General features: G+C 69.6%; 16 protein-coding genes and 1 pseudogene. 4 read left to right on the top strand and 13 right to left on the bottom strand.

The genetic code is table 11. The features are described from left to right. Window positions 1–42 precede the first annotated feature (42 nt). Window positions 43–1,188, bottom strand: coding sequence for a methyltransferase (locus H7F49_RS15600; protein WP_185684508.1), 1,146 nt, complete (start codon window positions 1,186–1,188; stop codon window positions 43–45). A gap of 80 nt (window positions 1,189–1,268) precedes the next feature. Between H7F49_RS15600 and crtD the strand changes: the two genes are divergently transcribed. Together crtD and H7F49_RS15590 are read left to right on the top strand one after the other, a co-directional pair. Next, complete coding sequence (crtD, locus tag H7F49_RS15595; protein ID WP_185684507.1) at window positions 1,269–2,855, top strand: 1-hydroxycarotenoid 3,4-desaturase CrtD; 1,587 nt, start codon at window positions 1,269–1,271, stop codon at window positions 2,853–2,855. A 119-nt stretch (window positions 2,856–2,974) separates the two neighbouring features. Beyond that, window positions 2,975–3,694: a hydroxyneurosporene dehydrogenase gene (locus tag H7F49_RS15590; protein WP_185684506.1), complete on the top strand. Its 720-nt coding sequence runs from the start codon at window positions 2,975–2,977 to the stop codon at window positions 3,692–3,694. Window positions 3,695–4,302: 608 nt separating this feature from the next. Here H7F49_RS15590 and H7F49_RS15585 read toward each other — a convergent pair. The 10 genes from H7F49_RS15585 to H7F49_RS15540 all read right to left on the bottom strand — a co-directional run bounded on the left by H7F49_RS15585 (window position 4,303) and on the right by H7F49_RS15540 (window position 18,565). Continuing rightward, on the bottom strand, window positions 4,303–4,458 hold the full coding sequence (locus H7F49_RS15585; protein ID WP_185684505.1) for a hypothetical protein: 156 nt from the start codon (window positions 4,456–4,458) through the stop codon (window positions 4,303–4,305). Continuing rightward, window positions 4,455–5,342, bottom strand: a complete 888-nt coding sequence (gene bchO / locus H7F49_RS15580; protein WP_185684504.1) for an alpha/beta fold hydrolase BchO — start codon at window positions 5,340–5,342, stop codon at window positions 4,455–4,457. Before bchO ends, H7F49_RS15585 begins: the two co-directional genes overlap by 4 nt. Beyond that, entirely contained in the window at window positions 5,339–7,096 is a 1,758-nt protein-coding gene (locus H7F49_RS15575) for a magnesium chelatase subunit D (protein ID WP_185684503.1), read from the bottom strand. The genes bchO and H7F49_RS15575 overlap by 4 nt, the downstream gene beginning before the upstream one ends. Further along, entirely contained in the window at window positions 7,093–8,094 is a 1,002-nt protein-coding gene (gene bchI / locus H7F49_RS15570) for a magnesium chelatase ATPase subunit I (RefSeq protein WP_185684502.1), read from the bottom strand. Before bchI ends, H7F49_RS15575 begins: the two co-directional genes overlap by 4 nt. A 552-nt stretch (window positions 8,095–8,646) precedes the next feature. Beyond that, complete coding sequence (locus H7F49_RS15565; protein WP_185684501.1) at window positions 8,647–9,918, bottom strand: DUF3422 domain-containing protein; 1,272 nt, start codon at window positions 9,916–9,918, stop codon at window positions 8,647–8,649. 223 nt (window positions 9,919–10,141) lie between these two features. Then, window positions 10,142–10,399, bottom strand: coding sequence for a hypothetical protein (locus tag H7F49_RS15560; RefSeq protein WP_185684500.1), 258 nt, complete (start codon window positions 10,397–10,399; stop codon window positions 10,142–10,144). A gap of 45 nt (window positions 10,400–10,444) precedes the next feature. Further along, complete coding sequence (locus H7F49_RS15555; protein ID WP_185684499.1) at window positions 10,445–12,421, bottom strand: TIR domain-containing protein; 1,977 nt, start codon at window positions 12,419–12,421, stop codon at window positions 10,445–10,447. Window positions 12,422–12,423: 2 nt separating this feature from the next. Beyond that, entirely contained in the window at window positions 12,424–13,353 is a 930-nt protein-coding gene (locus H7F49_RS15550; RefSeq protein ID WP_214647862.1) for a serine protease, read from the bottom strand. 131 nt (window positions 13,354–13,484) lie between these two features. Beyond that, window positions 13,485–15,431: a caspase family protein gene (locus tag H7F49_RS15545; protein WP_185684497.1), complete on the bottom strand. Its 1,947-nt coding sequence runs from the start codon at window positions 15,429–15,431 to the stop codon at window positions 13,485–13,487. Next, window positions 15,428–18,565: a caspase family protein gene (locus H7F49_RS15540; RefSeq protein WP_185684496.1), complete on the bottom strand. Its 3,138-nt coding sequence runs from the start codon at window positions 18,563–18,565 to the stop codon at window positions 15,428–15,430. The genes H7F49_RS15545 and H7F49_RS15540 overlap by 4 nt, the downstream gene beginning before the upstream one ends. Window positions 18,566–18,964: 399 nt before the next feature. Between H7F49_RS15540 and H7F49_RS15535 the strand changes: the two genes are divergently transcribed. Continuing rightward, window positions 18,965–21,325, top strand: a complete 2,361-nt coding sequence (locus tag H7F49_RS15535; protein ID WP_235982240.1) for a TonB-dependent receptor — start codon at window positions 18,965–18,967, stop codon at window positions 21,323–21,325. Window positions 21,326–21,579: 254 nt separating this feature from the next. Here H7F49_RS15535 and H7F49_RS15530 read toward each other — a convergent pair whose 3' ends face one another. After that, window positions 21,580–22,524, bottom strand: a complete 945-nt coding sequence (locus tag H7F49_RS15530; RefSeq protein WP_185684494.1) for an amidohydrolase family protein — start codon at window positions 22,522–22,524, stop codon at window positions 21,580–21,582. Between the two features lie 41 nt (window positions 22,525–22,565). Then, window positions 22,566–23,225: a S41 family peptidase gene (locus tag H7F49_RS15525; RefSeq protein ID WP_185684493.1), complete on the bottom strand. Its 660-nt coding sequence runs from the start codon at window positions 23,223–23,225 to the stop codon at window positions 22,566–22,568. On the opposite strand from H7F49_RS15525, the pseudogene H7F49_RS15520 reads away from it, so the two are divergent. Beyond that, a pseudogene (locus H7F49_RS15520) lies at window positions 23,166–23,296 on the top strand (transposase); the annotation flags it as partial. The gene H7F49_RS15525 and the pseudogene H7F49_RS15520 sit on opposite strands and share 60 nt — an antisense overlap.

Below are 23,296 nucleotides of genomic sequence, written 5' to 3'. Positions count from 1 at the left end.
CCTTACCTAACGAACGTCAATCAACCTTGACACAAATACGTGTCACTTTGTGCTGACAACAACGCTGGCGATCGCCGGCAGGTGGGTGGTGGCGCGGCGCCAATGGGAAAAGCCGGCTGATTCCAGCATGGTCCCGTATTCCGCGGCGGTGCGCGGGCGTCCCGAATTCATCGCCCATAGGTAAAGTCCGAAGTAGCCGTCACCCATGGCCGTGGCTCCCGGCGTGCCCGCCATGGGTTCGGCGATGACGAGTCGCCCCCCTGCCGGCAGCGCCGCCCAGGCTGAGTCGAGCAGGGCCTGGACCGGGCCATCGTCGTGGTCATGCAGGATGCGCACCAGGGTGATGCAGTCGTATCCCTGCGGCAGCGGGGTCCGGAAGAAGTCGCCCGGGTGCAGGCTCACGCGCGTGGCGGCCGGGCTTCCGGCGATGCGATCCGCGGTCCCGGCGATCACCGGGGGGAGATCGAACACGCCCAGTTCGAGATCGGGGCAGGCCCCGGCCAGGGCGCGGATGAACACGCCATGGCCGCCCCCCAGATCGAGCACCCGGCGGTGCCGCGCAAAGGGGTAGGCGGCCAGTGTCTCGCGCGCCACCATGGCCTGGGACTGGGCCATCAGGGTGGAGTATCGATCCGCACAATCCGCTTCTGTTTCAGAGGTATAGTGCCAGAACCGGGACAAGGCCGTGGGCTCTTCCCGGTTGCGCCTGAACAGCTCGAGCGGCTCCGCCAGATCGGCGTAGAGCAGCGCATGGTGCCGCACCATGGCCAGGGCGCCGGGGTTGGCCTGCAGCGCGGCGCCCTGCTGGCCCAGCATCCACCACCCCGGGGCAATCTCTTCGGCCAGGTCGATCGCGGCGGCGGCGCGGACGAGTCGCAGGGCGGCGGGTTCCGGCAGGCCGGTGGTCTGCTGCACGGCCGTCAGATCGGCGGGCCCTTCCGCCAGCCGGTCGAGCAGGCCGGCCGCGTCGGCCGCCTGGAGGATCTGCGAATAGCAGAAGCCGGCCAGCAGATCGAAGGCCTGCGCCGCCCGCCGCCGTGCCACGGTGCGGAACAGGGGCAGCCGCGCGGCCCAGGCCTGGAAGCGGGGGCTGGCGATCGTGGCGTTGCGCCAGGCCGTCCAGCGCCGCCGCCATTCGGGCGGGCCAGGGGGCCGCAGAGGGCCGCTTGCGGCGATCGAGGTTGGCATATGTCCAAAAGAGTGGACATGTATCGTGTAAAGATCAATTATATTCGCGGCGGACTCTCCGCTGGCGAAAGGCACGCTCGATGGGCGCTGGCAACAAGGCTTGGGGCGCGGACGCCAGGGTGGCCATCATCGGGGCCGGAATCGGCGGTCTGGCCGCGGCGGCGCTGCTCGCGGCGCGCGGCTGTGCGGTCACCGTCATCGAAAAGGCCCACCACCCCGGGGGCAAGGCGCGGCAACTGCCGGTCGATGGCGCGGCGATCGATGCCGGGCCCACCGTGTTCACGCTGCGCGACGTGTTCGAGGATATCTTTCGCGAATGCGGCGCCGAGCTGACCGACCATGTCACGATCCATCGGGCCGATGTGCTGGCCCGGCACGCCTGGGAGCCGGGGCAGCAGCTTGACCTGTTCGCCGATCCGGCACGCAGCGAGGCCGCGATCGGCGATTTCGCCGGGGCCGCCGCCGCCGCGGGCTTCCGTGCCTTCCGGACCGAGGCGGCGCGGATTCACGGCATTCTCGACAAGCCGATGCTGCGCGGCAGCAAGCTGGCCTGGCCGCCCGCGCTGATGTGGCGGATCGGACTGTGGCGGGTGGGGGACCTGCTCGCCATCCGCCCCTATGAAAGCCTGTGGAAGGTGCTGGGCCAGCATTTCGCCGACCCGCGCCTGCGCCAGCTGTTCGCGCGGTATTCCACCTATTGCGGCTCCTCGCCCTTCGCCACGCCGGCCACGCTGATGCTGATCGCCCATGTCGAGGCCCAGGGGGTCTGGCTGCTCGAGGGCGGGATGAGCGCGCTCGCCGCGGCGCTGATGCGCCTCGCGCAGCGCCACGGAGCGCGGTTCCGCTTCGGCACCTCGGCGGCCATGGTCGAGACCCGCGGCGGGCGCATCTCCGGCCTGGCCCTGGCGGATGGTGAGCGGATCGAGGCCGACGCGGTGATCGCCAATGCCGATCCCGCCGCGCTGGCCGCCGGTCGCTTCGGCCCGCTCGGGGCCATGGCGGTGAGTGGCTACGCCCCGCGCAAGCGCTCGCTCTCGGCCATGGTCTGGCTGGCCCACACGCGAACCTCCGGCTTTCCGCTGCAGCGTCACAACGTGCTGTTCTCGCCCGATTACCCGCGGGAATTCGCCGATATCCACGGCGGCGCCCCGCCGTCCGACCCCAGTGTCTATGTCTGCGCCCAGGATCGCGGGGAGGGCTCCGGCCCGACGCCCGACGGACGGGAACGGCTGCAGATCATCGTCAATGCCCCGGCCAACGGCGACAGCCATGCCTATACCGAACAGGAGAAGGACCAATGCACCCAGGCCATGACGCGGAGCCTGGCCCGCTGCGGGCTGGAGCTGGAACCGGACTTCCCGCACACGCTGCTGACGCCGAACGCATTCGAGACCTTTTTGCCCTCGACCGGCGGAGCGATCTATGGACGAGCCTCGCACGGCTGGGCGGCGTCCTTCCTCCGGCAGGGCACGCGGACCGGGATCCCTGGGCTCTACTGCGCGGGTGGAAGTACCCACCCGGGAGCGGGGGTGCCGATGGCCGCCTTGTCGGGACGACTGGCGAGCCAGGCGGTGCTGCACGACCTCGCTTCGATGCGGCGGTCCCACCCGGTGGCTATGGCTGGTGGTATGTCGACGCGCTCAGCGACTGCGGCCGCCACGGACTGACCATCATCGCCTTCATCGGCAGCGTCTTCTCGCCCTACTACAAGGCCAGCGGGCGCGGCGATCCGCTCAACCACTGCGCGCTCAACGTCGCGTTGTACGGTCCGGGCGCGCGCTGGACCATGACCGAGCGCACGCGCGGCGAGGTGCGCCGCGATGCCGATACGCTCCAGCTCGGCCCCAGCCACGTCCACTGGACCGGCGAGGCGCTGGAAATCGTGATCGAGGAGCGCGACAAGCGGCTGGGCGTGCCCTGGCAGCGCCGCGTCGCCGGGCGCATCCGGGTGATTCCCGAGGCGCTCAACGATCGCGCCTTCGCGCTCGATCCCGCCGGCCGGCACCGCTGGCACTGCATCGCCCCGCGCGCGCGGATCGAGGTGGTGATGGAGCGCCCGGACCTGCGCTGGCAGGGCGACGCCTATCTCGATTCGAACTTCGGCAGCGAGTCGCTGGAAGAGGGCTTCCGGGTCTGGCACTGGTCGCGGGCCCACGGCAAGGGCGGGGCGCTGGTCAGCTATGAGGGGATCCGCCGCGATGGCCGCGGCTTTGCCAGCGCGCTGCGGTTCGGTCGCGACGGGGTTCCGCAGGAGGTGGAGCTGCCCCCGGTCGCGCCGCTGCCCGGAACCTGGTGGCTGATGGAACGCAAGACCCGGGCCGATCGCGGCCTGGCGCAGGTCGTGCGGACCTGGGAGGACGCGCCGTTCTACGCCCGCTCGACCCTGTCGGCGGAACTCCATGGCGAACGGGTCGTGGCCGTTCAGGAAAGCCTCGATCTCGATCGCTTCGCCAACCCGGTGGTGCAGTGGATGCTGCCCTATCGGATTCCACGATCGCGGGGGTGAGGGCCGATAGGGGGCAAGGAGCGGACGTCCTCAGATCCTCCCCTGTTTCATCCGCAGGATGCAACGGGGGAGGTGTCAGCCGCCGCAGGTAGCTGACGGAGGGGGCCGGTTGCTGTCCCCCTCCACCCCGCTGCCTGCGGCAGCGCGGTCCCCCTCCCCCGTTGTGCTGCGCAAAACGGGGGAGGATCGGAATGCCCTCAACCGGGCGCAATCGGTCGTTCGAATCTGTCTACATAACTCTCACCTCGTCGTCCCGGGCTTGACCCGGGAGAGGGCTGTTCTTCCCCCACTGTGGCTCCGCAAGCCCTGCCGCGGCTCAAGGCCGGGGCGACGATGGAGGGTGGGAGCCTGATGACCGTGTAGGGTGGGGGAGCGGACGTTCCTGATCCTCCCCCACCGGGGGAGGGGGACCATCCCCTTCGGCTGGCCGGCAGGCCGGCCGCTCAGGGTAAACTGCCCTGCGGGCAGGATGGTGGAGGGGCACCCCGCCTTGACCAGCTGCCTTGCCCCAAGGAGAGTGCCCCTCCACCACCTTCGGTGGTCCCCCTCCCCGTACCGGGGAGGAAACAAAAGTCCGCAACCGGGCGAAACCGGCCTCGGGGCCGTGTTCACGCACCCCTGTCCTCATCCTTGCGCGCCGCCTTCTCGCGGTCCGCGCGGATCTCGCGGTTGACCGACCACAGTTGGTAGCCGCCGAAGCCGAAGGCGATGATCGAGGTGAAGACCATTTCGACCCAGCCGAAGTGTTCGCTGAAGCTGCTCATGCCGGTTCCTTCCGCGCGGTGTCGACCTGCTCCCGGATCGCGGCCACGGCCAGGTCGGGGCGTTCCTCATGAGCCAGATGGCCCAGCCCGGGCCAGACGTCCAGCCGGGCATGCGGGATCAGCGCGGCGGCGCGCTCGACCGAATCGACTGGCACGGCACTGTCCCGGTCCGAATGGATCAGCCGCACCGGCGCAGCGATCTGCGGCAGGACCCGGCCGAAGGCCTCCAGGTCCCAGTTGGCCATCATCTCCATCGCCCCGGCGCAATGGTCCGGGTTGGTGAACAGCCTGCGGTAGGCCGCCAGGCCCTCGGCGGCGATGGTCGATCCGGTGGCGCGGCCCAGGAAGCGTTCGACCTCTCCGGGCCAGCCGGCCATGCCCGCCATCATCCGCGGCACCAGCGGGTTGAGGAACAGCAGCTTGGCCAGCGAGGGGAACAGCCGCGCGGCCAGACCGGGGAAGGGCATCAACGCCGGGTTGAAGCCCAGCACCCGCTCCCCGCGATCGCGGTCCTGCGCCAGTTGCAGCGCGATCGCCGCGCCGGCCGAATGGCCGACCAGCAGGGCGGGCCCGTCCACGCCGAGCGTGCCGAGCAGCTCGCCCAGCGCCCGCGCCATGCCCGGCAGGGTCAGGCCGCCGCGCGGGCGGCCCCGGGTGAAGCCGTGGCCGGGCAGGTCGGGGGCGATCACCGTGGCCGTGGTGGCCAGATCGGGCAGGACATCGCGCCAGCTGTGGCTGGCGGCGCCCGTGCCGTGGAGCAGGACCACCGCCGGCCCTTCGCCCGCCACCTGGACATGCCAGCGCAGCCCTCCGGAATCGACGAAACGGCTGCTCGCCCGGTTGGGCCAGTCGCGCCCCTCCACCTCCCAGCGCAGCGCGCTCATGCCGCGGACCGGCGGCCCGGACGATCCCCGGGCGTCACCAGCGCCACCGCCGCCTGCAGCGCCTGGGCATTGGCGAAGGGCAGGGGCAGGTAGCGCGCCCGCATCGCCTCGGCCAGCCGGGCCGCCTCGGGCCGGGGACGGGCGGAAATGTCGATCACCACGGCCTGGCGCTGTTCGGCGGCGAGCCGCCGCGCGGCGGCCAGCGCGTCCTCCTGGGCCTGGGGCCGCCCGCGCGCCCCGTCGGCCGCGATGTTGGCGCTGCCGTCGGTCAGGAAGACGAAGAACGGGCTGCGGCCGCGCGCGGCGATGGCGTCCCCCACCTGGGCGGCCAGGGCGATCCCGCTGGCCAGCGGGGTCCCGCCCCCGCCCGGCAGGGCGCCCAGCGCGCGCTTGGCGCGGGTCAGCGAGCGGGTCGGGGGCAGCAGCAGTTCCGCCCCCTCCCCACGGAACGCGATCAGCGCGACCTCGGTGCGCTTCACATAGGCCTGGGCCAGGATCAGCTCGACCGCGCCCTTGGCCTCGCCCAGCCGGGCCAGCGCGGCCGATCCCGAGGCATCGACGCAGAACACCGTGACCGTGGCGGTCCGTTCCTCGAACCGGCGCACGCGCAGGTCATCCCGGCGGAAGCGGATCAGTCCGGCCCCGGGGACAGCGGGCTCGCGGCGGCGCAGCCCCTGCCACGGGATCGCCGCGCGGAGGGTGTCGACCAGCGCCAGCCGCACGCCGCCCCCCGGCATGCCGGGGCGGGAGCCGAGCGGCCGTCCGCGCAGCTTGGAGGCGGTCCGCCGCCCCGCCCCGCCGCCGCGCGCCGAACGCATCGCGCGGCCGGCGGCGATCAGTTCGAGCACGTCGGACGGGATCGCGGCTTTCGCCGCCTCGATCAGCAGGTCCTCGGGCAGTGATTCCGGGGCGGGCTGGTCATCCTCGTCGCGGTCCGGCCCCCCTTGCGGCTCATCCCCCGGGGGCGGCGGCTCGGGCGGACTGTCCGGGGCGGAGTCCTCGGGGGCGGACTGGGGGGGCAGGCGGGTGGCGCGCGGCGCCAGCACCAGCCGCACCGCCAGTTCGAGATCGGCCTGCTCCACCTCACCCCGCCCGGCCAGAGCGGCGGCGGTGCGGGCGGCGGCAGCGGCGAACAGCAGCGGCCGCAGCGACGGGATGCCCAGCGCCTCCCCCGTCGCCGCCAGAGCATCGAGCCCGTCGTCCGAGAGCCAGGCCTGGGCCGCACCTTCGGACGGCACGGCCGGATCGACCGGAGCAAGCCTGCGGACCGGCCGCAGATCGCAATCGAAGGCGAGGCGTTCGAGCAGGGCCAGCGGCGGGCGATCCTCGCCCTCCGCGCCGTCATCGAGCAGGACGAGCAGGAAATCCCCCTCTCCGTCCAGCGCCTGCGCGATGCGGCCGGCGACGTCGGTGCGCAGCCGCTCGGCCAGGGGCACGATCAGCACGCCACCCGCGGCCTCGGCCAGGATCCCGCGCTGGTGGACCGGGGTGCCGGTGACCAGGCTGGCGGCGATGTCGATCCCCCCGCACAGCCGCTCGTCATCGACATGGCCGGGGAGGCGCCGCCAGGGCGTGTCCGGCGGAAGCAGCGCGCGCAGGCGGTCCAGCACCAGGCTCCGCGCCGGGCCTTCGCCGCGCAGGCAGATGCCGCCCAGCCGCTGCGGGGCCGCCGCGAGCAGGCGCACGGCGGTCAGTGCGGCGGCCAGCGCCGGATCGGGCTCCGGCTCTCCGGCGCCTGCGGCCGGCGCGGTCATGCGAAGTGTTCGGCGATCGCGCGTTCGATGCGGGCGGTCGATCCGCTTTCGTCCAGCACGTCGCGGCGCAGGCGGTGACGCAGGGCCAGCGGCGCGACCGCCAGCAGATGTTCGCGGCGCACCAGCTTGGCGCCCTTCAGCGCGGCATAGGCCCGCGCCGCGCGCATCAGGGTCAGTTCGCCCCGCAGCCCGTCGACCCCGCAGGCGCTGCACAGCCGCGCGGCGTCGACCAGGACCTCGTCGGGGACCTCCATCTTGGCCAGCTTCTTCTGGCCGCGGGCGATCTGGTGGAGGATCTTGTCATCCTCGTCGGCCCAGGCCTTGCCGAAGCCGGCGGAATCGGCATCGTGCGCGGCGCAGCGCCGCATGATCTCGACCCGGTCGCCAATGTCGCGCGGCGTGCGCACCTCGACCGACAGGCCAAAGCGGTCGAGCAGCTGCGGGCGCAACTCGCCCTCTTCCGGGTTGCCGCTGCCGATCAGCACGAAGCGTGCCTTGTGCCGCACCGACAGGCCCTCGCGCTCGACCACGTTCTCGCCCGAGGCGGCCACGTCGAGCAGCAGGTCGACCAGGTGGTCTTCCAGCAGGTTGATCTCGTCGATGTAAAGGAAGCCGCGGTGCGCGCGGGCGAGCAGGCCGGGTTCGAACACCTTCTCGCCGGTGCGCAGCGCGCGTTCCAGATCGAGCGAGCCCAGGACGCGATCCTCGGTGGCGCCCAGCGGCAGATCGACGAAGGGGACGTTGCGCTTCACAGCCTTGCCCGCTTCGCAGGGGCCGGGGCAGGCGCGCGGCTCGTCCGGGGAACAGCCGAAGCGGCAGCCCTCCATCACCATGATCGGGGGCAGCAGCCCGGCGAGGGCGCGCGCGGCGGTGGATTTTCCGGTGCCGCGATCGCCGAAGACCATGACCCCGCCGATCGACGGATCGACCGCGGCGATCAGCAACGCCAGCTTCATTTCGTCCTGACCGACGATCGCGGAGAAAGGAAAGCGCGCCATGTGTCCAGTGTACTGGACGCCTCGGGGCGTCAGGACAAGCGGAAAGTGGGCTGTGGGCGGGATGAGCGGCGCGGAGATGTCGGGATGTGCGGTTCCGCCCGGAATCGGGCACGAGAAGAAAGGGATCAAACCAAACAAGACCCGCTCAGCCTGAGCGGGGTTGGGGGATCGCGGATAGAGTTCGCGGCAAGCCCGTACGCCGATCCGGTGAACGTCCGCTTCCCACCAAGGCCGGTCACGCCATCCGCCCTGGCCCATGCGGGGCCGAAAGCCCCGGGCCGTCATCCCGGCGAAGGCCGGGATCGCTCGTCCCGCCACACCGGGTCCCTCGCCCGGCCAGGCCGTGTCCGGCGGCCTTGCCACGGGCCACACGCGACGCGGCGCTGTCCTACTCGGCATTGGCCTGTCATGCTCCGGCCGGCTCTTTCCACCGTCAATCCCACGCGCCGCCTTGGCGAAACTTCACCATGCGAATGTGCGTGAACTTCGCGAAGTTGGTGAGGTTCGTGCAACCTGGGCGAACCGGCGTTCCGCGCCAGCGCGTGCGGTATCCTAGTGCGAGTCCGGCCCCAGCAGCCGCTTCTTCAGCACGTGCATGGTCATCCAGACGCCGACCACCATCGGCAGGACCAGCAGGCCGACCAGGCGCTCCTCGGTCATGCCCAGCGACCCGTGGGGCAGGGCGTAGAGCGCGTACTTGAGCAGGCCGAGCAGGTAATAGCTCAGCGCCACGGCCGAGAGCCCCTCGACGAGCTGTTGCAGCCGCGCCTGCATCGATGAGCTGCGCTCCATCTTGCGCAGCAGCTCGCCGTTCTGGTTCTCGATGTGGGTCGAGATGCGGGCCCGGAGCAGCGAGGCGAGCTGCTGGGTGCGTGCCGCGAGGCGCTCGATCCGCGCCATGGTCGCCCGGCAGGTGTTCATTGCCGGGCGGAAACGGCGCTGGGTGAAGTCGGTCAGCGAGGCGAAGCCGGCGACCGGGTGGCTGTCGAGCTGTTCGAGCCGCTCCTCGACGATCTGGCCATAGGCCAGTGTCGCGTCCATCCGGAACGAGACCGCGGTGGAGACCGAGGCCACGTCCAGGGCCAGGGCCGACAGTTCGCGCATCAGGCTGTCGTCGCGGGTCGTGCTGTTGGCGATGCGGTCGGCCAGGTCGCGCAGCCGGGCCTCGGCGCGATCGAGCTGGGGCCAGCACTCGCGCGCCACGGGCAGGCCGAGCAGCGCCTTGTTGCGGTAATTGCCCAGTTCCTGCAGCCGCTGGATCTGCCGCGCCAGATCGCGCGGATCGGCCCCGTTGGCGGCCACCAGCAGGCGCCCGAAGCCGTCGGGCATGATCCGGAAGTCCGACCACATGCGGATGCCCCCGGCAATCACGCTGGAGACCAGCTCGTCACGGTTGAGCGGGTGCCGTTCCAGCAGCCGCTCGACTGCGGCATTGTCCTCGCCCACCCAGACCCGGGTGGAGCGGACGATCTGCCCGGGCAGGCCGCGGGCCCAGCCGAGCGCGGCGGCCAGTTCACCGTCGCTGGCCGGATCGAGAAAGCTGTCCTCGGTGCAAGGGGCGGCGAACAGGGTCAGGCTGCTGCCCTCGCTCTGCCGTTCCCAGGTGAAGGCAACGGTCGGGCTGATGCGGCCTTCGCGGTGCGACGGGTTGCCGACCGGATCATGCTCGAGCGCGCGGGCCTCGATCGCGGCGAGTTCCTCGGCCCGCTCCGCCTCGTCGACGGCGAGGACCCATTGCACGATGTGGCAGGGAACCGGCAGCAACGGCCAGCGGCGCAGGTGCATCTCGCCGACCGCGCGGCGCCTCAGCTCGTGGTCCTGCATTGCCCGTAGTCCCCCCGGACGCAGCCCGAACCGGACGATCGGAACAGGCGCGCCAGGTGCAAGGTTACGCGACTTTGGCCAGCCGGCCAACCGGATTTGGGGACAGGTCCCCGGAGCTTGTCCTCGCGCGTGACCATCGCCGTCGGCCGGAGCGGGAACACTTCTGCGTCAACGACCGCGCAGCACCAGTGGTCCTGCGCGGTCGCGTCCGTAGGCCTGATTGCTAGCGGATGTCGTCGCCAGTGCGGGTGTCGCCGCCAGTGCGGGTGTCGCCGCCGGTGCGGGTATCACCGCCCGTGCGGGTGTCACCGCCGGTTCGCTCCGTATCAGCTGCGGCATCAGTGGTGGCGGGAGCGGTCTCGGTCTCGGCCGCCACGGTTTCGCTGGTGGTGGCTTCCGGAGCCGGTTCGGCCGGCTTGGCACAACCTGCCAGCGCCAGCGCACCTGCGGCAACAAGAGATAGCCTGACGATCGTTCGCATCGGTTGATCCCCTTCCTCGACCCGGCCTGGTGCCGGGGTCCGGAGCTAAGCAAGTCCCATGCGCAATAGCAAGCGGGTGAAACCCGGTGCCTTGGCCAGGGGGGCGAGCAGGGGGTCGCCGAGAATGCCGGTGATCCCGCCATCGCGGACGGCGTAGGCCTTTTCCAGCGCGGTGACCGCCGCATCGATCTGCCCCCACTGCGCCAGCACCTGCGCCTGTTGATAGGCGGCGCTGTCGCCATAATCCGCCAGGAGCTGGGCCCAGGCGGCCTGCGCCGCGGCGGCATGATTGGCCCGCCGCTCAACCATGGCCAGACCGGCAAGGCGGATCGACTTGGTCGGCTCGGCGGCGAAGGCCTCCCGCGCCGCCTCGGTCTGCCCCATCATGTGGTGCGCCACGCCGATGTTCCCGTGTGCCCCCGACAGATCGGCAGCCATCGCCAGGGCCCGCGCCGAGGCTTCAATCGAGGGGGCGTACTGGTGGCTGGCCAGCAGGATCGAGCCTTCGCCACGCACGGTGCGCGGGTTCAGTGGATCAAGCTGTTCCGCCCGCCGCACCACCTGCAGCGCTTCGGCGTCACGCCCGGACTTCGCGGCGAAGAACGCATACATCAGCAACACGTCGGCATCGCCCTCGCCCAGCGCGTAGGCCCGTTCATAGGCAGGGCGCGCCTTCCTGAAGTCGAGCAGGCCGCTTAGCGTCGCAAAGCCGAGCGCAAGCTGGCCCGCGGCGAGATCGGGGGCCAGATCGACTGCTGCCTTCGCGGCCGCGACCGCGGCATCGTAAGTCGGCACGATCTGGTCGCTCGTGCTATAGAGCACCGCAATGCCCGCCAGCGAACGCGATCGGGCGGCATGGGCGGCGGCGAACTTCGGATCGAGCGTGAGCGCCCGGTCGAACTGGGCCAGGGCCGCGCGATCGCTCGCTTCGCCGGAGTCGGCGTTGAACAGCGCCTTGCCGCGAAGGAAGGCATCGTAGGCCTCGATCGACCGGGTTTCGCCAGCCGTTCCCCGGCTGCTGGTGACCTGCGCCAGCAGAGCCTTTGCCACGGTATCCGCGATCTCGCGCTGGACAGCGAAGATGTCGTCCAGCTGACGGTCGAAGCTTTGCGACCAGCTGGCAAAGCCGCTTGCCGCATCGGTCAGGGTCGCATCGATCCGGACCAGCGATCCGGACTTGCGAACGCTTCCGTCCAGCAGGAAATCGACCTTGAGCTGTCTGCCGATGGTCATGGCGTCATCGGTGTGGTTCTTGAACTCGTTCGAGGAAACCGGCGCCGCGACCCGCAACCCGGGATTGCGGACCAGCGAGCCCCGAACCTCCTCGGACAGGCCCTGGGCGAAGTAGTCCTGCCCCTTGTCCCCACTGAGGTTGGTGAAAGGCAGCACGGCCACGCCGTTGCGCTCGACCGAGCCTCGCGACCGCAACAGCCAGAGGCCGCCGCCTGCCGCGGCACCGAGCGTGGCCACCCCCCCGACGAGCAGGGTCCGGCGACGCAGGCCGCGTCGTTCGGGGGCTGATCCGGTCGGGCCCGGCGTATCGTTCGCCCCACCGCCCGGGGCCAGTGCTCTGGCCGAGGCCGGGCCGAGCGCCATGATGCTCCGCTCGAGGCTGCTGAACTCCGCGCTGTCGGTCCGTCCCTGCCATTGCTCGAAGCCGATCGCGTGGTACTGGCGGAACCCCAGTGGCGGTTCGGCCCGGTCGAGGGTGATCGCGACCAGTCGCTTGCGGTCCCTCGCATGGGCAGCCTCGTCGCGGACCCAGTCCGAATGGATCGACTGGGCCGACCAGACCACGATCACGGCATCGGCGCTGTCGAGCTCCTGTTCGATGACCTTGGCGAAGGCGGCCCCGCCGTCGATCAGCGCGTCCCACCAGAGCCGGTGGCCCGCGGCTTCCAGCGCGGCGGCGAGGGGGCGAACCCGCTCGCGATCGGCCCGGGCATAGCTGATGAACAGCCGGGCGCGCCCGCGCACCGCGGCCGGTTTGTCACTGTCCTGGGGCTCCGCCAGATCCGCCATTATCAGCGTCGCCGGCTGGCGGCCGCAGCCGCCATGAGCGCGGCCCGGGCCTCGGCGATCCAGGCCAGATGTCCGGGCACGCTGGTGTAGAGCGACGGCATGCCGACTGCCGCGCAGCCCTTCCCCCACGAGACCAGGCCAACCAGCACACGCTCCCGTCCCTCTTGCCGGGTTACCGGTCCCCCGCTGTCCCCCTGGCAGCTGTCCACGCCCGGTCGGGCCGAGACCGCGCAGATGGTCTTGGCGGGATCGCGATCCCGATAGTCAGCCAGCTTGGCGCAGGCGGCATCGTTGGGTGACTGGAGGATCTGCAGCAACTTTTCCGACATATGGTTGAACTTGCCGTCAACCAGCACCCCGGCATCGACATCGCGCTTCAGGGTGCGCCCCCATCCGGTCACCCGCAGCGTGTCGCTCCGGCTGATCGCGGTGTCGCCGGGCACCGTACCGAGCATGCGGATCTTCGCCCGCTCCAGCTGAAAGGCGCGGGCTGCAGGGTTGTCGGCGACGATCCGGATCAAGGCGATGTCGTTGGGATAAGGCACGCGGCCGACATAGCCCGGATGTGCGCGCCAGTCCGCAATCCGGAAGGTCACGCCCCCCTGCTTGAGATTCTGCGTCCCGATCCGCACTCGGCGCGACTGGCCGAAATCCGCGACGCCGGCCACGCAATGGGCCGCGGTGAGCACCAGATTGCTGCCGATATAGGCGCCCCCGCAGCGATGGACCTTTTCCCAAGCCGACATGCGCGCAAGATGGACGCAGGCCCCCCCGGGCCGGCAGTCAGCGGCCGTATCGGCGTCCGTGTATTGGTACGTGCTGTAGATCTGGACTTGCCATGGCGCCGTGCCGGGAAGTGCTTCCTCACCTCCCACGATGCGGCCATCGCCAGGGTCGTTCGCGTCGTCCGTGGCGGCGGGCTGGGGGGACACGGCCACCGATGGGGCATCCGGGGTCGCCGTAGCCGGTGAAGAGCTATCGGCGGGAGGCATAGGTATGGCCGTCTGCGCCATCCCCACGTCCGGGAGCAGCCAGATTGACAGAATGATGGCAAGACGTCGGATCATCGCTTTTCCATGGATGTGATGATGGCATCCTCGACCGTGATGGTCCAGTTCGCGAGCGAAGGCAGGGCTCCATCCCGGGCGCTCCCGGCGGCGGGTGGGCAAGCCCGCATCGTCGGATCGCACAGGTCCGCCCCGGCCTTGGGCAAACCCGCCTGTTCGAGAGCGGCGGTGTCGATCGGCGCATCAGAGCTGAAGATCACGAACCGATAGAGCCCGGTCGTGTCCAGCATGAACGGTGGCGGACGAAGCCGGCGTCCGCCGGGCAGTGCGTCATTCCGGCCGTGACCCGTCGGGATCACCTGGGTGATCCCATAGCGATCGTCGATCACGAGCACGGCGATGTAGCGCGCGGCGTCCGCATCGTTGGTCAAGGTCAGCACGACGGGCTTGTTGACCGGGACGCGGCGCGGATTGCCGGAGGCCTCGGGGCAGGATCCCAACGCGTGGTCCAACTCGTCGGACAGGCAGAACTTCACCTGCGCCTCGGCGCTGCTTCTGGTCGGCAGGGTCAGCAGACGACGGGTGTTGTAGATGGTCAGCAAGGCCTGCCGCAGCCGCCGGGCAAAGTCGGGGTCAGCCACCTCGCCCAGATTGGCAAGGCCGGACCCGTCGGCGGCGAACAGCAGGACCGCGCCTTCCTGCGTGCCCCCGTAGCGGAGCAGAATGTACTCGGCCGGTTCATCGCGCCTGCGCGCCTCGACAAACGGAAGCGCCGACAAGGCCGCGAACAGCCGGCTCTCCGCCGGATCCACCCCCTCGCGCAAGGCGATGCGGAGCCGTTCCGCCGCAAAGACATGATTCAGCTCGCGCGCGACCAGTCGCCGGGGCAGGGGCTGGCCCGGCGGCGCGACCAGGCGCAGCCGGGCCGTGCCATCGCCCAGCGTTTCGATCGTGGCGCGGGCCAGCGGTTCGGCCGATGGGGCCAGGGCCGCACTCTGGCTGTCAAACAGGCCAAAGGTCGAGCCGACCGTCATGCCCAGCAGCCGACCGGCACCCAGCTCCACGCCGGCGTCATCGGCCACGGCATCGAACAGCACGGCGTCCGCCACCCCGCCCCCGAACGAGGCTGCCAGCTGGCCCTCGGCTCGCGGATGCTGGGAGGGGTTGCCGCCGGCCTCCATCTTGAGGCGGACGGCCGTTGCGAGATCGCCGAAGGTCGATTGCGGCCGCTCCTTGAGAGCCTGCGCGAACGTGGTCGTGAAGACCCCGTGCACCGTATCCCCAAGCTTGACCTCGCGCGCCGTTTCGCTGTCGAGCGCGGCGCCGAAGTGGACCCGGTATCCGCCGCCCGGGCCGATTGCGGCGAGGCTGGGCTTCCACACGGCAAGGCCCTTCAGCTGGACTCCCTTCACCCCGCGGCTGGCCCCGGTCGCCAGACCGCGGGCCGCGGTGCCGGAATTGCAGGAATCGAACACGGTAATGACGTTGACACCCCGGGCATTGGCAGCGTCGATCACCAGCTTGATTTCGTCATCGACGATGTCGTTTGGCGCGCCCTCCGTGGGGCGGGCGTCGTAGGGCAGCAGGGTGCTGTCGAAGGGCTTGTCCTCATCGCTGTTTTCATCTTCGAGCGTCGACCCGTGGCCGGCAAAATAGAACATCACGGTGTCGCCCGGGCGGCTCGCGCGGATCTGGTTCTGCCATTCCTCAAGAATTGCCTGGCGGGTGGCGCAGGCATTGGTCAGCGTGACCGACGCCGGACCGGCCGTGCGGCACCTGGCGCCGCGCTCGTCGAACCGCACCTTGAGCGCGATCTCCAGCGCCTGCTTCATCAGGGCGGCATCGGCCACGGCGCCTCGCAGATCCGAGAAGCTGGCCCCTTCGACCCGCGCGCGTGAGTTCCGGTACTCGTCGATCCCCACGAACAGCGCGCGCAGGGTGGGCCCGGCGCTGGCCGGCGTCGCGCCAAGGGTCAGAACCAGGGCCAGGAAGGCCCGGATCACCGCGGCACCTTGCGGATGACAAGTTCGCTCTTTCGGTTGGTGAAGTCGAACAGCGCGGGTTCCTGCACGCGGCGGGCGGCGGCCGACTGGGAGAGAAACACCACCCCGCGTGCCTTCCCGGGGGTTTCGGCCGGCTTCACCAGCGTGGGGTCGCGGCTGAGCGCCGGCAGCCGATTGACGCCATATCGCAGCCATTCGTCCAGCGTGATGGTGGCGTTTCCGTCCTCATCGGCCTTCCCGCCGATGTCCATGATGCCTTCGCGCGCCAGGGCATAGGTGAGCAGACCCTGGCCCAGCCGGTCGGATTCTCGCGCCACATCGTCGCTCTGGGTGGCGGCGAGGATCCGCATCTGCTTGTCGAAGGCCAGCTGCCCGAGGCCGGCGTCGCCCATGGGCCCGGCCCGGAACCCGTTGGCATCCACGCTGGCCGCGGAGTGGCAGGCATCGATGATCAGGGCGAGTTCGCCGGCGTCGATCCGCCGCAGTTGTCTGGCCATCTCGGCGGCGGACACCAGGGTCGGCAGCACGGGCGAGGCCGTTTCGTCCGGCCATTGCGCGTCGGCCGGGAGCAGGTAGAACGCGCCCTGCCGATCCGCCCAGCCGTGCCCGGAAAAGGTGATGAGGACCGTGTCATCCGGGGTGGCGCGTTCGAGCATCGCCGCGTCGATGCCCAATGCGGCCAGCCGGGCCAGGGCCGGTCCACGCGGCGCACCAGCCAGGATCGAGAAGATGTCGTAGCTGGCTTGCTTGGTCAGGCGCGGGCCACCGGGCCGGCCATCGTCGGCGACCACCAGGACCCGCGGTGCGGCGCCATCCGGCAGCTTGGCCAGCCGCGCGCCCAGCAGGGTCGCATCGGCCGCGGCATAGTGCAGCTGCAGCCGCTTCTCGGTGTAGTTGTCGACGCCGAGCGCGACGACGAATACGCGGCCGGGCCGCGCCACGGTGCCGCGGGGACTGTACGGCTCGGACGTCGTGCCACTTTTGACCCGATCCTCGTTGAAGGCATAGGCGGAGAACTCGATAACGTCGGTCTTCGCCGGCAGGGCCACCAGAAAGCGCTTGCGGACCACTCCGTCGCGGCCGGGCACGAGGCGATTGCTCGCGCGCCATTGGGCGATGTCGGCATTCTCTGCGCCGTCCTGTTCTCCCGGCCATTGCGCGACCAGGCTGCCGGCGCGGAACAGGCGCAGGTCATAGGCTGGGCTGAACCGCTTGCCGTTGGGTGCATCGGGCAGGATCCCGGGACGGACTTCGACATCCACCAGGGCCTGGTTGGGGCCCGGGCCGGGGCCGATTCGGGCGATGGTCACCCGCGGCAGGGCGCGGTTGAGATCGGCCAGCTTGCCCACTGGGCGGAACGCCGCCGCGCAGGTGGCGGTACGCTCGCACGAGAGCAGCCGGCCGACCAGGCGGGGCTCGAAGAACGTGCGCATGAAGGTCGAGGCGCCCAGCGACTGCAAGGGGGCGTCGGACACCAGCCAGCGCAGTTCCGCCGCGTCCGCCCCAAGGTTGGTGTCGTAGCGTCCCTCCGGGGTCAGCGAGAAGATTCCCCCCCGCGGAAACAGGTAGGTGCGGACCACCTCAGCCTCGCCGAAGATGCCGTTGCGGCGCGGCTTCCACAGCACCAGCCCTTCGCCGCCGGTCACGACCCAGCGCAGTTCGCTGTCGGGTATCGCCCCTTCGTCGCGCACATTGTCGAACAGCACCCGCGCCTCGCGCTGTCCGCCCTCCGCGCTGACGGCCACGATGGGGCCGTTCTCCGGCTCGAGATTCCCGATCTCCGTGGTCAGGTCGGCATAGCGTTCGTACCATGAGTTCCCGTCCCGGCTGACGGTCGCCTGCGCCAGCGGAGTGGCGGGGGCGACCGTCTCCCCGAGCTCGATCGGGGGACGGGGGCTCAGATCCCAGCGGTAGCTCACCAGGTCCAGCCGTACCCCCACCGCCTTGCCGTCCGGCGTGAACGCCAGGGTCAATGGTGTCGCGGCCGATGGCAGGTCAACCTCGGCCAGCAGGGCCCCGGTTTGCGCATCGACCGCGCGGAGCGATGCGACGGTTTCGCCGGCGCGGTCCGATCGGCGGCCATGCACGACCATGGCCAGGGTCCGCCCATCGGGCGCGGCGACCATCTGGTCGATCAGGACCGCGCCGAGATCGGGCGGGCCAAGGGGTTGCCACCCCCTCGCCGGATCGAAGCGCTCCAGCCCCTGGCCCGCCGGGCCGTCGGGCGTGCAGTGACCCAGCCCCGCTGCGACCAGCGTGCCGTCTGGCAAGGCCAGGGTGAAGCAGCGGGCGCCGACCTCGCGCACTTCGCCGCTGCGCATCGAGAGGATCAGTGATGCCGGGGGCTTCGTCGATCTCTCGCCATAGCGGCCTCCCGGCACCACGGCGGGGAACAGGATCCGGTCATCGTCCAGCCAGCGGACCCGGACATAACCATCGGGCACCGCGATATCGGTGAGCCGCTGGCCGGTGGTCAGGTCCAGGACGGCCAGGGTGTTGTGCCGCTCGGCATCCTCGGCGGGCGGCGAGGTGATCATGGCCAGGCGCTTGCCGTCGGGGGCCAGGGCCGCGCCGAAGGTCGTCTTCGCTGCGGGCTTGCCCAGCCACATGACGGTCTCGTCGTGCCGATCCATCAGCCGTGCGGGCACCTCGGGCAGGTAGTAGAGCCGCCCGCTGTGCGAGCGGATCTCGGCGGGCGGGACACCTCCCTTGAGGCAAGGTCCGCCGGACTCGCCCCGCTCGACCTGCCATTGACCGGGACGGGCCAGCGCGACCTTGAGTGTCAGCGGGGTGCACAGCCCCAGGTCGACCTCGCGCAGGTTGGCGTCGATGGTCACGTGGTTGTCGGGTGACAGGATGAACTGCCAGACCTCCAGCAGTCCCTTGGGGTCCAGCTGCGGCAGGGCGATCTCGTTGACCAGGTCCCCGCTTTGGGACGACCAGACCTGCACGCTGTTCGTCAGCCCCTGATAGACTGCGATGAAGCGGTCATCCCGGCTCCAGGCGGCAAAGGGACCACCCGCGGACCCTTGCTGCAACACGATCCGGGCGCGAACGGCGCCGTCTTGCCGGATGCGTTCCGGAGGCGGGGCAGCGGGGGCCTCGCCCTGCGCCAGAGCCGGTGAGCCTGCCATGAGCCAAGCGAGGGCCAGGCAGGCCCAGTCCCGGCATCTGGCGCGCGGCCAGCCCGTCAACCGAAGGAGGGCTCCCGGCAACCAACGACCCCTTTCCGGCCAATCGTGTGTAATGAATCCCGGGTCGCGTCAATGCTGCAGATGCCCGTTCCGGGGCTGCCAGGCGGACCCCATCGCTGCGGCCATCTCGGGCCCATCGGGACCCCCGCGCAACGAAGGTCCTGGCACGGCTAGGGCCCCGGTTTGCGGTGCCTGCGATGGCCGCAGCACTGCCCCCTGCCACGTCAGCAACATTTCTAAACAGAGAGGCAAACCTTCTTGCAAATAAAACAGCTATTCTAATTCGTGTGTTCGTGAAAAAACGAACCAAATCATAATGTTCCAGGGAGGATGAGGCCAATGAGGCTGTTCTGCATCAAGACCATTCTGCTGTGCGGTGCCGCAGGCCTGGTGCCGCTGAACCCCGCGATGGCGCAAAGCGAGGCCGGTGAGACGGCGGACGAAAATGTCATCATCGTGACGGCGCAGAACCGCAGCCAGAACGTGCAGGATGTGCCGATCGCGATCAGTGTGATCGGGGGAAATGAGCTGAAGTCAGCCGGCGTGACCGACCTCCTGACGCTCCAGCGCGTGGCGCCGGTGCTGCAGATCGTCAACGACACGGTGCAGACCCGGGTCACCGTCCGCGGCGTCGGCAGCAACAGCAACGACGAAGCGCAGGACCAGGCGATCGCCATCAACATCGACGGCGAGTACATCAACCGGCCGACGGTGCTCAACGCCGCGCTGTTCGACCTTGATCGGGTCGAAGTGCTGCGTGGCCCGCAAGGCACCTTGTATGGCCGGAACGCGACCGGCGGCGCAGTCAACTTCATCACGCGCAAACCGGGCAGCGCCCTCGCCGCCAACGGCAGTGTCAGCTACGGCAACTTCAACCATGTTCTCGCCGAGGGCGGCCTGACCGTGCCGTTGGGAGATATCGGCGGCATTCGCGCGGTGGGCATCTATTCCAAGCGCGACGGGTACAATTTCCATCCCAACGTCAACCTGCGCAGCGGTGACGACAACACCTGGGGTGGCCGCGTCAGCTTGCGTCTCGAACCGGCCGCCGGCCTCAAGATCAACGCGGCGGTGGAACGGGTCGAGCAGGACCTGCGCGTCCCGGCGCAAGCCTTCTTCAACTTCAACGCCCCCGGGAATTCTCCGGGCGCAGGTTGCGCGGCCAACCCCGGATTTGTCGAGATTGCACCGGCCGTGCCCGGCACGCAGTGCATCCCGGTGAACACCACCAACCTGGCGAGGGTCAACCGCAGTGTCTATGATGCGCCAACCACCGGGGTGGGCAACAACACCCAGAACTCCACCGCGGCGCGCGGCTCGATCGCTTATGATTTCGGCGGTGCCACGCTGACCTACATCGGCGGCTATCGCGAGACGGACCGCGGTTCGGCCGTGCCGCTGTCGCCCGGCTACCGGTTCAACACCTACATCGACACGATCAAGACCAACAGCCACGAGGTGCGCCTGAACGGAGAGAGCGACCTGTTGGTCTGGCAGGCCGGCGGGTTCTACTTCAACGAGAAGCTGGAGGTCGAACGCGGGCTCTACCGGTCGCCGCCGCCGCCCTTCCTGCTCGGGGCCAACGGGGGCTACGTCAATTACTTCCAGCGTTCGGTCAGTTCGCGCAGCTGGGCCCTGTTCGGGCAGACCGACGTGAAGCTCAGCGACAAGGTCACCCTGGTCGGCGGCCTGCGCTACACCGATGACAAGCGCACCGCGCGCTATCGCGACTATGGCGGCGCCATTGCCAACCCCACCAACCCCCTGTTCAACACCGGGTCGGTCCGGCCGGCCAACCCGGGAACGCCGCTCAGAAACCTGAGCCTGGGTTCGAATGCGGACAAGCTGACCTGGCTGGCCGGGATCAATTACAAGCCCGATCCGGACACGCTGATCTACGGCAAGGTTTCGACCGGGTTCAAGGCGGGCGGGTTCGACTCGGTGGGCCAGTACGCTCCGGAAACCAACACCGCCTATGAAGCGGGGCTCAAGAAGTCATTCGGCGAGACCGCCCAGCACACCTTCAACCTCGCCGGGTTCTACTACGATTACCGCGATCTTCAGGTGGGCGTCCTGCTCGACACGACCAAGGGATCGCAGATCTTCAACGCCGGCAAGGCGGTGATCTGGGGCGTGGAAGCGGAAGCGCGGATCGCGTTGTCGGATAACGACACCTTCTCAGCCACGGTCAACTACCTGAACGCCGAATACAAGCAGCTCCTGACCGCGATCCCGGTGTTCTGCGTGGCGGGAACCGGGTGTCGGCCGGGCGGCGGCAACGGCGAGCTGACCGTGGGCAACCTCGAGACATCTCCCGGCGTGATCACCCAGCCCGATCTGGCGGGCAACACCCCGCCCATGACCCCGACCTGGACGATCACGCTGGGCTACGACAAGGTGATCCCGCTGGGCACCGCGGGCAGCCTCACCGCCAGCGTCTTCTCGACGTTCAAGAGCTCGTACTTCGGCGACGTGTTCAACTATCGGGACTCCCGGCAGACGGCCTTCACCCAGACCGATCTGTCGTTGACCTGGACCCCGGAAAACAAGCGCTGGAACCTGCAGGGCTTTGTCCGCAACATCGAAAACAGCCGGCCCCTGACCTATGCCGGGTTCACGGTTGCAGGCCCGGACGACATCTACAACTGGCAGTTCTCGCCGCCGCGGACCTATGGCGTGCGGTTGAGCTTCGACTTCTGAACGGGCTGACAGCCAAACGGAGAGGCGGACCGGGCCGGTCCGCCTCTTGCGCTCAACCCGAGGGACGGTCGACCCGACTCGGACTCGGCCTGGCGACAAGGTTGACGGAATCTTTGGCCCAGGCCGCTCGGAGCGATGATCGCAAGACCTTCGTCACGATAGCCAGCATGCAACAGCCTGCCGCCGGAGCCCGATAGGGTCCGGCGCGGGTTGCTCACCAAGACGGCCCGAACCCCGGATTTGTCCGGACGCGTTCAATCCGTGCCGATCAGCTTGGCCATGTTGTCGTGCAACAGCAGGCGCTCTTCGCCGGCCGTCAGGCCGAGGCTCCGGACCGCGCGCAAGGTGACCTGCGGGTCGTCGACGGGCCAATCCGATCCGAAGATCATCCGGTCCATGCCAATGGACCGCATCGTCGCGGCCAGTTCCTCGCGCGCGGGATTGTCCGCATAGAAGACCGCGACGGCCGAGACATCGAACCACACGTTGGCCGGGGCGCCAAGCTTGCGCAGCAAGGCAAACGCGCCCAGTTCGCGGAACCGGGTGAAGCCGAGGTGCGCCAGGATGAAGCGGGTGCCAGGCTGGCTCATGGTCAACTTGACGAATTTGCCGATCTGGCCGGGGTCGAACGGATCGTAGGAATCGAACAGCACCGTCATGCCCAGCTTGCCGCAGTGTGCGGTGATCCTGGCAACGGCAGGATCGGCGACATCGAACTCCTGGCTCGACGGATGCAGCTTGATGATGCGTACCCCGCGGGCCGCCACGCGGTTGAGCTCGGACAGAGCGGCATCGCCATCCGCCGGGTGGACCGAAGCGATCGGAAAGAAGTGCCCGGGATCGGCCGCCGCCGCTGCGATGACCCCGTCGTTCTTGCGCTGCGTGGCCTCCGGCCCGCCGCCGGCGATCACGATCAGCGCGCTGCGGGTCACGCCTGCACGCTCATCGATCGCGCGCAGGGCCTGGGTTCCGATGGGCTGCGTCGGGACAATCGCGTCGCCATCACCCAGGCGGATGTGCGCGTGGCCATCGATGATCGGAACGCCAGGCGTTTGCGGCGCGACCGCTCCCTCGAGCCGGGGGGCCGGTCGCGGGGGCGGCGGACCGGGCTCGGCCCTTGCGGCACCGACCGAAAACGCCGAAAGCGCGAGTGCTGCCGCCCCGCAACCGAGACGAGCACAGAAGCTGTTCGAGGTCATTCCAGGTCCTTCCTTTCGTGGCAGGCGGCAGTCGGGATAGCTTACCGGGAGAACCGGGCGACGGCCCGTTCCAGGACACGGTCGCGGCCGGCGCGATAATCCGCCACCGTGACGGCGATCGGGATATCCGGGGTGATCCCCCCGTCCCGGTCAAAGTGGCTGACCGCCATCTGGTTGAAGACCACCGGCACGCGCACCGCGATCCCGCTGTTGGGCAGCTTGACGTTGAAAATCGTCCCTGCGGTCGGCCCATCGGCACTGCCGCCACTCGGCGCACCCATCACGATGGCGCGGCCCATGTCCCGCAGCTTGGCAATGACCATGGTCGCCCCGGAGGCGTTGGCCGGGCTGGACAGGACGGCGACCGGCCCGTCAAAGCGCTCCGCGGCTGGCTGCCGCGGCATGAGCTCCTCGGGGGCCTGCTCCGGGCGCAGTTCGAACCACCCGTTTGCGTTCTGGGTGAAGCGATCGAGCGGCGGGTTGAACAACGCCTCCTGGTCGCCCCAGGTCGAAATGTAACGGGGCAGATTGCCATAGCGCACGGACCGATATCGCATCGCCCGCTGGTAGGTGTAGGGCCGATCCGTCAGCGCATCGATCAACGCCAGCGAGGCGTCGTTCGATCCGCCGCCATTCTCGCGCAGGTCATCCGTCGCTTCCTGATCCACGTCCTGCCGCGCGGCTTCCACCGTATCCGGCATTACGGTCTACTTGCCAGTTCAACCCACAAGGACGCCATGGCACTGGCCCGCAGACTGCTGGGCGTAGCTGC

Origin of the sequence: Novosphingobium aerophilum (assembly GCF_014230305.1) — a bacterium.
Lineage (GTDB): Bacteria > Pseudomonadota > Alphaproteobacteria > Sphingomonadales > Sphingomonadaceae > Novosphingobium > Novosphingobium aerophilum.
Note: the sequence above shows the minus strand (reverse complement) of the source record. Positions and strands in the feature narration are given on the sequence as shown.